Here is a 12,610-nt window from a genome sequence, read left to right as displayed (position 1 = left end):
ATAATAGCTTAAAATTAATCATTTTTTTATGTTAAGCTCACAAAATACATCATAATCTCACCTTTACCTTTGACCTGTACCTTGCCTCTACTTTCAAATACAAAATCTGGATCGTCTTTTAGATAATTATACGTCACTTCTGAAATGTTCACTTTTCCAACTTCACCATTGCTCTCTATTCTTGAAGCCGTGTTTACGGTATCTCCCCAAATATCGTACTGAAATTTCTTCACGCCAACAATACCAGCCACCACTGGACCAGTATGTACACCAACACGCATTTCAAAAGTGGTCGAGCCCAATTTTTCCTGCTCTCTTTTATGTTTTAGCATAAAGTCTTGCATCTCCAAAGCTGCTTTTACCACGTCCTTTGGTTCTGATTTTCTAGGGGTGTGAAGACCGCCAGCAGCCATATAGGCATCACCAATGGTCTTTATCTTCTCTACACCGTAATTTTCCGTAATGGCATCAAAGGCTTTAAAACAGGTATTGACTTCATTGACCAGTTCTTTGGCGGTAAGGCGCTCTGCCGTTTGGGTGAAAGATTGAAAGTCTGTAAAGATTACACTTACCTCATCAAAATCCTTGGCTTCACTTTCCCCCTTTTCTTTGAGCTCTTCGGCAACTTCGGCTGGAAGGATATTGAGCAATAGGTTTTCGCTGCGATCTTTTTCTTTTTCGATAATAGCTTTGGCTTTTTTGGTATAACGCCAACGACCAAATAATCCACCAGATATAAGCAAAAAGAAAAGTCCAGCTGCAATAGCAATATTTTTATTTTTGTCTTTTTTTCTCACTTCAACCTGATGCGCCATTTCAGTTTTAAGTTTATCAGCTTCATGTTCTAGGCTATCGGCAAGCTGTTCTTTATCGAACTCTACTTTTTGAATTTTCTTGGCCATATCGATAGAGTTCAAACTATCTCTTAAGGCAATCATTTTTTCGTAACTTTCTAGAGCTTTACTAGCATTGCCTATTTTTTTATGAGCATAATATAAATGGTGATGAAAATTCTGTTCTAAGTTCAAATCATTCATTTCTTTGGCCAATGGTATTAATTCCTCATAAGCTGTAACGGCATTCTTAAAGTCATCTTTTGCACTAAAATTTCTTGCAAGAGTGGACTTTGCCGTTATCAATGCACGTTTATTGTTGAGCTTTTCGGAAATGGCTATACTACGCTTGATGTATTCTTCAACTTTGGAATACTCTTTCAAACTTGTATGAGCTTCGGCTATGACGATTAATGAATTAGCAATTCCTTTTTCGTCATTCATCTTTTCCTGGATAGCTAAAGCCCGTTTGTAATTTCGCAAAGCACCTTTAAAATCGTTTTGATAATTTTTAATAAGTCCGATATTGGTTAATGATTTGGTCTTTCCAAGCTCATCACCTATTTCCTCTTGGATTTCGAGGGCACTTTGACAGTATTCCAAGGCTTTTTCATGATCACCTATTATGGTATTGACACGACCAATATTCTTAAGAGATTCGGCTATCCATTCTTTATCATTTATGCTTTCACTTAATTTCAGGACGTTAAAGAAATGATTCAAAGCCGTATCAAAATCGCCTTGTATACCTTTAGAAATACCTTGTGAATTTAATCCTTTTATTTGGTGGATGACCTTGCCATTTTTCAATCCATAGTCAATTATCTGCTGCGCTAACACATACGCAGAATCGGGTTGATTGAAAAGAAATCCCTGAGTAAGATATCCATCCAAAGCATTGTATCTGATAGAATCATGTTTGGTTTGATCGTTCCAAACCGTCCAGAGGGAATCCATTTGGGTTTGAGAAACTATTGAAAATGAGGTTAAGGTTAGGGCAATACAAATTATTGACTTTCTCATTATTTGGTTGGTTAATAGCCCTATAAATGTACAAAAGAAAGCATAGATTACCTCATTTTTAGAGCTTTAAGGTGTTTTTCCTTTCTAAAAGATTTATAGCGTCTACAAAAATTAGTGTGATATTGATGATTTTCGATGAAGTTGATTTGAATTTTATTCCATTCTTCTCGCGATAGATCAGTATTATAATATTTTAGTTCCTGATATAATAATTCACTAACCGAAAAGAAATGTTTTGTCCCTAAGTACTCCAAATCGGCATCAGCTAGGATTTCTTCTAAATGCGTCTTTGGTTGTTGTGGGATTTTTGTAGCCATGATCATTCCGCAAATGGCTTCAATGTCTTCTTTTGAAATTTCAAACTTGGGCAATTCTTTTCTTACAATTTCACAACCTATTTTCTCATGCTCAATATGGGTTTGAATAAAGCCAATATCATGATATAAGGCAGCTATTTTCAATAAAAACAAATCATGACCAGTAACTCCTTCCTTTGAAGCAATGTAAATCACTTTTTCAAGAACGTATTTGGTATGCGCAACACTATGGTAGGTTAGATAATTGGGTAGGGTATTTAACAATTTTCTTAAGACATGTAATTTTATGGTGCTGAAAGAAGCTCTCATCAATGCCCGCTTTTTTTACTTAAAATCCCACCACCAACCTCTCTAATGTTTTGTACAAACATAAATGCTTTGGGGTCTCTTTCTGCAATGGCTTTTTTGATTTTATGCACTTCCAATCTGGTAACAACCGTAACAATTATATCACAATCGGCTTTTATTCCGAAAGAGCCAGGAAGGTTCCCCCTTTCTCCTTTATATACGGTGATGGGCTTGTCAAATTCATTGACTACCATGGATTTAATCATTTCAGAATTGGGAGAAATAATGGTCAAGGAAATCAGTTTTTCAAAGCCATCAACTACATAATCAGATATTTTAATAGCTGTAAAGAAAGTGACTATAGAATACATTGCTTTTTCAATACCTAGAAAAAAGGCGATGATTAAAAATATTGTTGTGTTTATAGCCATTATAATCTCTGAGGTTGATAGTCCAAATTGTTTATTGGTATATTCGGCAATCACCTCCAATCCATCGATTACGCCTCCGCTTCTTATAACAAAACCTATACCCAGCCCTACAAAAACACCTCCAAACACAGCTACTAAAAAATGATCTTTGGTTACTTCTGGGACTGGTAAAATTATCAATGCTATACCTAAAAATATTAAAGATAATAACGCATGTGCTGCAAAATTTTTCCCTATTTTTTTGTATCCAATAATTACAAAAGGAATGTTGAGTAATAACAATGGTAACCATACATCTATATGGTAAAATTCATGTAGTAAAATAGATATTCCCAATAGTCCTCCATCTAAAAAGTGATTGGGAATCATAAACCCTTTTATGGCGACTACAGCGCAGATAACTCCTAAAAGTTTTAATATTAAGGATTTTAATGATAAGATTGATCGTAAATCAAGTGTTTCTGATATTGTTCTATTCATTTTATTTTAGTTGGTTTAAGTTAAAGCACCCTCTAAAATACTGTTTTTAAATAAGTTGAATTCAAAATGTTAATGTTTTACAATTTTATGTTGAAAAGTTTGATTTGAGTTGGATACAACCTTAACAAAATAAATAGAGGCTTCTAGTGATGAAACATCTACCTCATATTCATTTTCAAAGCTCCCTTTAAAATGTTTTACTACACGTCCGTTTAAATCGGAGATAAAGACACTTTTAATTATAAGGTTATTATTTTTATGTGTATTTTTTATGTAAAGCTTTTTTCCTACTGGATTAGGATAGATTGCTATGTTTTTTTTAAAAGACGTATTACCATCTTCTATTGTTAAAGTTTCAAAAATAATATCGTTAGCCTCATCTAAAATATCTGTACCATTAGTATCTACAACTTGAGTTTTATCTCCACTACTATAATCATGTATTATTGAAACAGTTTGCGAAGCATCTAAAACAATAAAATCTATAGTATAAACGGTTATTGTTCCTGTTAGAAAGGGGCTAAAGTCGCCTCCACTAAATTCTATAACTCCTGGTACTGTAGTTTCATCAAAATTAAAATCAAAATTATATACAGGTGTCAAGGAAACAAATTGTAGTACAGCTGGGTTGTACAATAATTTTGTGGTTAAACCAGCATAAACGGTTCCTCCAGCAATAGCTTGCATAGTATATGTAATGGTTTGTCCATTAGTAAAAGGCGGCATTACATTTACACTTGCTAATAAATCGACAGAACCATTGGGATCAATATGTATATCATTAGTTTGTCCTAAAACAGAATTCCCTAATGTGTCGGATACTTTTGTTCTAGTGGTTCCTTCTAAATCATGGGTTATTGAAACCGTTTGTGAAGCATCTAAAACAGTAAACTCAACAGTAAAAGCTGTAATTGTTCCTGTTAAAAATGGACTTCCTAAATCACCTCCCGAAAAACTAATTATTCCTAGTTGAGAGATATCATCTGTTTGAAAATCGAAATTATATACTTGAGAAATTGAATTGACTTGTAATACAGATGGATCATAATTTAAAACAACTGTTAAGCCTGCGTAAATCGAACTACCCGCTACAGCTTCTAATGTATAATTAAAGGTTTGCCCATTGGTAAATGGAGCATCTTCATCTATTTCTGCAATTAAGTCTACAGTTTGAGAGTAACTTACAAAACTAATTAATAGGCATATTATTAGGTTAAATACCTTTTTGTGTTGGAACAGATTAATTTTCATAATTATAGTTTCATTTAAAAAATCTACTTTTTGTTAGAAAAAGTATGTTGAATTCTATAGTAAAAAGGGAAACTATTTAAAGTTGAGTTACTACTCTACTTTAATGCTATTAATCTTGTTACTAATTTAAGCTTATTTAAAATTGATAAAGTACATTTTAATACTTTTTCGGTTAAATGCTTTTTTATACGATAAAAACTTCTCTATACAAAAACCGGGTAAATAAACACTTTCAAAACACTGTAAAACAACATATTAAATATTATCGTTGTTTTTTGGCATGCTGTTTGATTCTTTACTAGTGAATCACAAATTCTATTATTATGAAAAAATTAATTCACTTATTTACAGTTTTGCTATTAACAGGGGTTACTGTTAATGCAACCACGAGTTTAAACGAAAACAATGCTAAAGCTACAAACTTTAGAGGCTATGGTAATTCTTTCATATTTGTAGAAGGTGGTATTGAGTTTTCGATTTTCCCAGATGGACAATTTGATTTTTACATGCCGCAATATGGTCCAAATGTAAATGTAGCCATAAACACACCTGGATTAAATATTAGTTTTAATTCTGGATATAACTATAATGGTTATGTACAGTACGATGAATTTGGCGCCGTAATTCAAATAGAACATATTCCTATTTATTATGATTATTATGGTCGTATAAGCCGTGTAGGAAACATTTATATAAACTATAATGGTTTTGGTTATGTATCTCGTGTAGGTGGATTATATGTTCATTATAGAAATCGTGTATTTACACATTATACAGGATTTATAAATAGATACAACAGAAGTTATGTTTATAGACCTTGGCATAGATTTTATGTGGCTCCACCGGTAGCACATTGTGTTGTTTACAATAGACCTTATAGAAATCACTATAGACCAACACGTCAAAGGTTTACAACTCCTTATAGAAATAATTATAGACCAAGAACTGCAGTTGCTAATAGACGTGGAACAACAATAACGAGAAACAGAGCATCGGCTACGAGACATCGTGTTGCTAACAACAGAACAAGACAAGACAACAATGCTACAGTTAGATCTCGTAATAATGTAACTAGAAATCGTTCTGCAAGATTGGCTGATAGAATTACTACACGATCAAGCAAATCAAGAGTTATCTCTAGGAAAGCAACTAAATCTAGAGTTAAAAATTCTAATAAAAATGTGACAAAATCAAGACAACGTGTGTCTAATAATATAAAAGGTAGAAATAATTCTAAAATACGAAAACCAAATCGTGTAAATACACGTAAGTATAATACAAGGTCTCAAAATAAAAGACTAGTTGCCTCTAACAGTAATAAAAATAGAGGTAGAAGATAATAAGATTTTTGGTTGGTTAGTTGGAAAGTCCTGCGATAAGTTTGCCTCAAAGCAACATCGTGGGATTTTCCCTTTTTTAACGCTTTATAATTCGGTTTATAAGCACTGTAATATCGTCTGATAGATTTAAAGTATACACAACAACCCCATAAAAACAACTAATTAATGCACTTTTAATTAGGATACTAACAGCTGGATGCCATGCAAAATCCCAATAGTAAAAAACACCCAAACTAACCAATATCAAAACCAATACTTTACCGGTATTTACGGTAAAAGGCATTATTTTAAATTTACTATAAACAAACCATATTTTAATAACGTTGTAAATAACAAAAGCAATTAACGATGCAAAAGCGGCTCCATTAATACCAAAGGTGGGAATGAATATTAAATTTAATACTATGGTTACAAAAACAAGAACGACCCCAAAAAGTAGTATCTTTCTATAATAATCGCTATTAAATAAAATGGCATTGTTATTCCCTAAAAGACCTTCCATAAGCTTAGCTATCCCAATAGCAAATACAACCACAATCCCATTGGCGTATCTTTCATCTATTAGCTTATAAAGTTCATTAATGTTTAAAACAATTAGCAAAAATAAATAGCCACAGATTATAAATAAATTCAAGGAACTTTTTTTGTATAAAAAAGCTAACTCTTTTTTATTTTTTTCATTAAGTAATTTGGCTGTTATAGGGCTCACAATTTGGTGCATAGATCGCGCAGGAACACTAATTACCGCAGCAACAAATGTTGCCACACTGTAATAAGCAATGTCGTCTAATTTTACATATCTGTTAATCATGAATTTATCTATTTCCAAAATAATATTAGCAACCGATCCCGCTAAAATAATTAAACTTGTATATTTTAAAATAGATGGTATGTTAGGGAGTTTAGACAATTGTAGCCTAGGAAAATGAAGGCTATAAGCATACAATTTCATTATAATCATTCTAACAATATATATACCTACAATACCATAAATTAATGCATCAGTAGCTAAAAGTTCAAAGTGTAATAATAACAAGAGAATCATTATACCTAATCTATGAAAAACCTCTTTCATAAAATTGCCAAAAACCGACTGAAATTGTACGCGAGACCAGGCATAAAACACTTCAAAATACGCAAACGAAACAGCAGCTACATAAATTAACCAAACATAATCTTTAACAATAATGTTATCTGCAGACATCCAATTTGCTATCTCATTAAAACAAACCCAACCTATAAATCCAAACGGAATAATAATAGCTAGCGGCAAAAATAACATGAGTGTTAAAAAGCTATTTTGTGATTGTCGGCTTTTAAAAGAAGAGTAAAATTTTATAATGGTATTATGCACACCAAAAGCCATTAAAGGCATTAAAATATTAGCGGTAGATAATATATAGGAAATCAATCCAAAATACTCAGGACTAAGGAACTGCGTATACAAAAACAATACATTTATAGCGCCTATTGCAAAGCCCAAATAGGTTGTTATGGTATTTTTTGCAGATTGATTAAATACAACTCCCATTTATATTAATTCTGATAACGTCTTTGTTAAAGCTTTTCTGCTATACTTTTCTGTATGCATAGAATGTGCCTGTAATTTATTTTCTTTAAAGGCTTTATAATACTCTAAAATAGTTTTTTTAAGCACATTGTAGTCCTCATAAGAAAAATATTTTCCTGCATGGGTTTCCTTTAATATTGTTTTTACATCAGATTGTTTTGGGCCAATTGCTACTATTGGGCGTTGTGTTGCTAAATACTCAAAGAGTTTTCCCGGAATGATAGCTTCCGTTTCAACCGAATCAATTTCTAAAAGCAATAGCACTTGTGATTTTTTTTGATACGTAATAGACTGTTTATGTTTTATATACCCAATGTTATTTAAATAATTACTTAAATTGTTTTTATGGATTGATTCAAGTACTTCCCCTCCAACATGACCAACTAAAGTAAGTTGAAAATCAGCTTTAAATCCTTCACTATTTTTTAGTAAATCATTTAGAACTTTCCATAGTATTTCTGGGTTTCTTTTAGATAATAACGACCCAATATGAGAAATAGTAAACTTAGAGTCTAACGTGACATGATCTTGAAACATTTCAGTATCATACCCATTTGTTATCACAGAAATAGGCACTTTGGTTTTTTGAGAAAATTCCTTTTGGGTCGCAAAACTCGTTACAATTATATTATCAGCTTCTTTAAGTACTTGCTGTTCCAACTTCTTGTGTTTCTTTTTAGCAAAAGGCAACAGTTTTAATTGCTTATGGTAACCTATGTTTGTCCAAGGATCACGAAAATCGGCTAACCACTTTACTCCTAACGCTTGTTTTAAATGTAATCCTATTAAATGAACACTATGCGGCGGCCCAGTAGTTATTATCGTTTCTATTTGCTCTTGTGCTATCACATCTTTTAAAAGCCTTACCGAAGGTTTAACCCAAGATTTTCTAGCATCTGGAATAAAAAAATTACCACGAATAAATAGTAACAACCTCTCTATAAAGCTTTGTTTGTTTTCCGTTGTAATAATTCCCTTGCTCATAGTTTGTGTTTTCTTTTTAAAAAACACGTTAGCTATACCATAAGGCTCTTTTATAGGATGCTTAATAACTTTAATATCTTTAGGTATCTCGTTTACTAAACTATTATCTACTATAGGGTAATGTGCATGTTCTGGAACATAAACAATAGGCTCTATATTAAAATCTTGTAAATATTTCACAAACTTTAACCAGCGCTGCACACCAGGACCGCCAGCTGGTGGCCAATAATATGCTATAATAAGTGCCTTTTTTTGCAATCTAGTTAGATTTTCTTTTAAACTGATACATGATGCCGCCTATTAAAATAAGTCCAAATAATAAGGAGCTAGATAAAGCTATACGACTTCCTGTTTTTACAACCGGAGGTTCAAACTTAAATTCAATAATATGGTTCCCTTTAGGTATTTGCATACCTCGCAATACATAATTTACACGCATATACGATGCTTCTCTTCCATCTAAATATACTTGCCAACCATGGTTATAGTAAACTTCAGAAAACACCATAAAACCATTGTTAGAATTTGAAGTCTCGTATTTAATATAGTTTGGTTTGTATTCTTTAACACTTATAGTTGCTGTAGAATCGACAGTAAAACTCGGAATTCCAGAATCTTTAAATCTACTACTAAACTCAATATGGTTAAAAACGGCTTCTTTTTTAGTATTTAAACTATCTAAAGCTAGGATCTCTTTGTTAGCGCTTTCTACAGGCTTTAAATTTTCTATAAACCATGCATTTCCATTAGCTTCTGGATTTGGATAAATAACAGGCTGTTGATTTTCGCCATCAGCAATAATATATTTAGCATTAAGCATGTTTAGCACTTCAATATTATTACGTGCTATATGAAAATCATACAACTCATCGTAGCGTTTTAATTTGGCAGCATGATAACCGCTTAAAGAATTATGAAAATACGATGCTTTTGCTGGTTCTCTTGAATATAAATCTAACACTCTAAAATTAGACGTGTCTTCTTGTATCTTTTTATCTATTTCTGTAGCTTGATAAGGCTTATTTACTTTAATAGAAGCTACAAAGTTATCGTTATTTACATAACGTTTGTCAACGACAATAAGATCAAATAAAATTAATACTGTAAACCCTACAATAACTAAATTTTGTGATAACTTTTTCTTTAAATACATAAAAACTAATCCAGCAGAAAGCAGGACCAATACTAAGGTTCTTAATGTATCTTCTGTAAAAAATGCTTTTCTATCTTCTTTTATAGCATTGATAAATTGCTCGCCATAATTCTGACGGTAAAACGCATCATTCCCCCTGAAAAGCTAAACGACGCCTTAAACACTAGTAATAACAAGGCTAAACCACCTGTAATTAACACCGTGTATTTTAGGGCTTTAAGTTTCTTGTCATCAGCTTCAAAATCATTAAACAATCTTACCAAGCCAAAAACACCCAAAATAGGAATACATAATTCCAAAATAACTTGTATGGAAGTTACCGCTCTAAATTTATCATAAAGTGGCACAAAATCAATAAAGAAATTGGTTAAGAAACTTAAGTTATACCCATAAGATAGTAATAACGATAGTAATGAGCCACCAACAAGCCACCATTTTAAGCGTCCTTTTACCAAGAATAAGGCAAATACAAATAAAAAGAGAATAACGGCTCCAACATAAGCAGGCGCTTCTAGTATAGGCTGATCGCCCCAATAAGTTGGCACACGTTTAACTTGTTCGGCTGCTTGTAATGGCGAAGCTCCCATACGTAAGAAGAAATCGTAAGAGGCTGAGTTTTTCCCAACATCTTCAAGACTTCCACCACCCATAAGTCGTGGAATATACAAGTTAAGCGATTCTAAAAAACCATAACTATATTCTGTAATTTTATCTCTATCTAATCCTGAGGTTACCGCTTTTGGCGAACCATCAGGATTAATGGTTAATTCACTTTGACCACGTGTACTTTCTTTAGCGTATTCTTGGGTTGCCATAATATTTGTAGCATTCAACCCAATGGCTAAGATTACTGCTAAAACCATTAATCCAACCGATTTAAAAAACTGCGGAATCATTTCTTTTTTATAAGCATCAACCAAATAGGCAATACCTAAAACTAGCACTAAAAACAGCAAGTAATAAGTCATTTGAAAATGATTGGCAACCAACTCTAGTGCCATTCCAACGGTTGTTACTAAAAAGCCTAGTATGTATTTTTGCCTAAATGTTAAAACAATACCGCTTAACACTAGCGGCATATAAGCAATGGCATGCGCTTTGGCATTATGTCCTACTCCAAGAATAATAATTAAATACGTTGAAAACCCAAAAGCTAAAGCCCCAAGTGCTGAAAGCCTAAAATCGACTTTAAGCGATAATAGTAAAATGTAAAACCCTATAAAATATAAGAATAAATAATCGGCAGGTCTTGGCAAAAACCGTAATGCTAGATCAAGTTTCTTAATATAGTTATGTGGGTATTTTGCCCCTAATTGATATGTAGGCATACCACCAAAAGCACTGTTAGTCCAATAGGTTTCTTCTCCTGTTTCTGCTCGAAAATCGTTTTGTTGCTTTGCCATGCCTATGTAATGCATGATATCACTCTGAAAAATAGATTTCCCTTGTAAAACAGGACTAAAATAAAATAGGGAAACGACTATAAAGCCAACAATTATTGCTATGTGCGGAAGTAATTTCTTAAAAGAAAGTTGCATGTATTAGTTTTAGAATATGATTGCGAAAATTAATCAATTTCTTCGTAATCTACATATTCACCAACATTTTTATTAGAAGTTTTAGCATTTGGCATTTTATCGATAGTCACCTCTCCATCTTTTTGCTTTTTCTTAGTATCTTGATACTGAGCGTTCATATCGCCAAACTTTTCTTCAGCTTTTTTAGCTACATACTTCACTAATACAGGAGCAAAAATTCTAGAAAGAATTTTTAATCCATAATAAACCAACAGAATAATTAAAACAATCTTTAAAACTCCGGTTATTGACGCGTATTGAAGCATAGTCTTATTTTTTACAAAAATAGAACTCTTCTGCTTTAAAATAAATATTAAATACTTAAAAAATATATAAAATCAATATATTTGAAACCAAAGAAACTCTCATGAAAGCTTTAAAAACCTATTTGTTTATTGGTACTTTTTTATGTGCCTTAAGTGCTTTTTCTCAATATACCGAAGTTATAAATTCCAACAGACCAGGCGTTTCCAAAAGTGCTTTTGCTGTAGGAACTAACGTGGTGCAATTTGAAGTTGGCCCATATATGTTAAACGAAGATCACTCTTTAAGAAAAACTGAAGATAAAAGTTTTGGAGCCGACTTTTCTGTTCGTTATGGCTTGCTTTGGCCACAACTAGAAATTAATTTAGAAGGTGCTTTTCAATCCACCACACGTACTTACACCAATAGCATTACAGAGTTTGAAGAAAAATACAGTAATTTTAAAACCCTTACTTTAGGCGCAAAATATTTAGTTTACGATCCCTACAAAAACGCCGGAGAAGATAAACCTAACATTTATAGTTGGAAAGCCAATCATAGTTTTAAATGGAAAGATTTAATTCCTGCCGTTTCTGTGTATGCAGGAGCAAATTACGATACTAAAGACAACCCTTATACGGCTCCAGGAATAGAAGGTTTTAGCCCAAAAGTTATGGTAGCTACACAAAATAACTTTGCTAGCGGATGGGTTTTTGTTACCAATTTTATGCTTGATAGAATAGGTACAGATCAGTCCGATTTTAGTTATATTTTAACCTTAACAAAATCTATTTCAGACCAATGGGTGCTTTTTGGCGAAACACAAGGTATAAGTAGCGATTTTTATGCCGATAATTTAATTCGTTTTGGTGGCGCTTATTTATGGAGTAGAAATTTTCAACTAGATACCGCTTTAACATTTAATACCAAAGATACCCCATCTGTATTTGGTGTTACTCTAGGCGCATCATACAGATTAGACTTCCATAAAGACAAAAAAACAGATAATGGAACATCTGTTGAAGATGAACTAGAACGTCAAGAAAACGCCAAAGGAAATAATCGTAAAAAACGCAAAAAACGATCCAAGTCCATTGATGTTGATTTTGATTGATACTAA

The 12,610-nt window shown here is 32.5% G+C and carries 9 protein-coding genes and 1 pseudogene; 2 read left to right on the top strand and 8 right to left on the bottom strand.

Going from position 1 to position 12,610, the window contains the following annotated elements:
- Positions 1-26: 26 nt before the first annotated feature.
- The 4 genes from R3L15_RS05560 to R3L15_RS05545 all read right to left on the bottom strand — a co-directional run bounded on the left by R3L15_RS05560 (position 27) and on the right by R3L15_RS05545 (position 4,623).
- Positions 27-1,856, bottom strand: a complete 1,830-nt coding sequence (locus R3L15_RS05560) for an adenylate/guanylate cyclase domain-containing protein (RefSeq protein WP_338733753.1) — start codon at positions 1,854-1,856, stop codon at positions 27-29.
- Positions 1,857-1,903: 47 nt separating this feature from the next.
- Positions 1,904-2,482, bottom strand: coding sequence for an HD domain-containing protein (locus tag R3L15_RS05555; RefSeq protein WP_338733751.1), 579 nt, complete (start codon positions 2,480-2,482; stop codon positions 1,904-1,906).
- Positions 2,482-3,372 (bottom strand): YitT family protein, encoded by an 891-nt coding sequence (locus R3L15_RS05550; protein ID WP_338733750.1) that lies wholly within the window; start codon positions 3,370-3,372, stop codon positions 2,482-2,484. The genes R3L15_RS05555 and R3L15_RS05550 overlap by 1 nt, the downstream gene beginning before the upstream one ends.
- A 69-nt stretch (positions 3,373-3,441) precedes the next feature.
- Positions 3,442-4,623, bottom strand: a complete 1,182-nt coding sequence (locus tag R3L15_RS05545) for a T9SS type A sorting domain-containing protein (RefSeq protein ID WP_338733748.1) — start codon at positions 4,621-4,623, stop codon at positions 3,442-3,444.
- Positions 4,624-4,946: 323 nt separating this feature from the next.
- Between R3L15_RS05545 and R3L15_RS05540 the strand changes: the two genes are divergently transcribed.
- The gene (locus tag R3L15_RS05540; protein ID WP_338733747.1) at positions 4,947-5,963 is read left to right on the top strand and encodes a hypothetical protein; all 1,017 of its coding nucleotides are present in this window, start codon (positions 4,947-4,949) and stop codon (positions 5,961-5,963) included.
- Between the two features lie 76 nt (positions 5,964-6,039).
- On the opposite strand, the gene R3L15_RS05535 is transcribed toward R3L15_RS05540, so the two are convergent.
- The 4 genes and pseudogenes from R3L15_RS05535 to R3L15_RS05520 form a co-directional block, all read right to left on the bottom strand.
- Complete coding sequence (locus R3L15_RS05535) at positions 6,040-7,494, bottom strand: polysaccharide biosynthesis C-terminal domain-containing protein (protein WP_338733745.1); 1,455 nt, start codon at positions 7,492-7,494, stop codon at positions 6,040-6,042.
- Complete coding sequence (locus tag R3L15_RS05530) at positions 7,495-8,775, bottom strand: glycosyltransferase family 4 protein (RefSeq protein WP_338733743.1); 1,281 nt, start codon at positions 8,773-8,775, stop codon at positions 7,495-7,497.
- 1 nt (position 8,776) lies between these two features.
- Positions 8,777-11,208: pseudogene (locus R3L15_RS05525) on the bottom strand (YfhO family protein).
- 29 nt (positions 11,209-11,237) lie between these two features.
- Positions 11,238-11,513 (bottom strand): DUF4834 family protein, encoded by a 276-nt coding sequence (locus R3L15_RS05520; protein ID WP_338733742.1) that lies wholly within the window; start codon positions 11,511-11,513, stop codon positions 11,238-11,240.
- Positions 11,514-11,614: 101 nt separating this feature from the next.
- On the opposite strand from R3L15_RS05520, the gene R3L15_RS05515 reads away from it, so the two are divergent.
- A complete protein-coding gene (locus tag R3L15_RS05515) occupies positions 11,615-12,604 on the top strand; it encodes a transporter (RefSeq protein ID WP_338733740.1) in 990 nt (329 codons plus the stop codon).
- Positions 12,605-12,610: the final 6 nt, after the last annotated feature.

This window comes from Mangrovimonas cancribranchiae (genome assembly GCF_037126245.1).
Taxonomy (GTDB): Bacteria; Bacteroidota; Bacteroidia; order Flavobacteriales; family Flavobacteriaceae; genus Mangrovimonas; species Mangrovimonas cancribranchiae.
The sequence above is the reverse complement of the archived record's forward strand: the minus strand, read 5'-3'. Positions and strand labels throughout refer to the sequence as shown.

What these genes read in the sequence shown, in the direction of transcription:
- R3L15_RS05515 (WP_338733740.1), top strand. Translation starts at nt 11,615, where the DNA reads ATGAAAGCTTTAAAAACCTATTTGTTTATTGGTACTTTTTTATGTGCC.
- R3L15_RS05535 (WP_338733745.1), bottom strand. Translation starts at nt 7,494, where the DNA reads ATGGGAGTTGTATTTAATCAATCTGCAAAAAATACCATAACAACCTAT.
- R3L15_RS05555 (WP_338733751.1), bottom strand. Translation starts at nt 2,482, where the DNA reads ATGAGAGCTTCTTTCAGCACCATAAAATTACATGTCTTAAGAAAATTG.
- R3L15_RS05550 (WP_338733750.1), bottom strand. Translation starts at nt 3,372, where the DNA reads ATGAATAGAACAATATCAGAAACACTTGATTTACGATCAATCTTATCA.
- R3L15_RS05540 (WP_338733747.1), top strand. Translation starts at nt 4,947, where the DNA reads ATGAAAAAATTAATTCACTTATTTACAGTTTTGCTATTAACAGGGGTT.
- R3L15_RS05560 (WP_338733753.1), bottom strand. Translation starts at nt 1,856, where the DNA reads ATGAGAAAGTCAATAATTTGTATTGCCCTAACCTTAACCTCATTTTCA.
- R3L15_RS05545 (WP_338733748.1), bottom strand. Translation starts at nt 4,623, where the DNA reads ATGAAAATTAATCTGTTCCAACACAAAAAGGTATTTAACCTAATAATA.
- R3L15_RS05520 (WP_338733742.1), bottom strand. Translation starts at nt 11,513, where the DNA reads ATGCTTCAATACGCGTCAATAACCGGAGTTTTAAAGATTGTTTTAATT.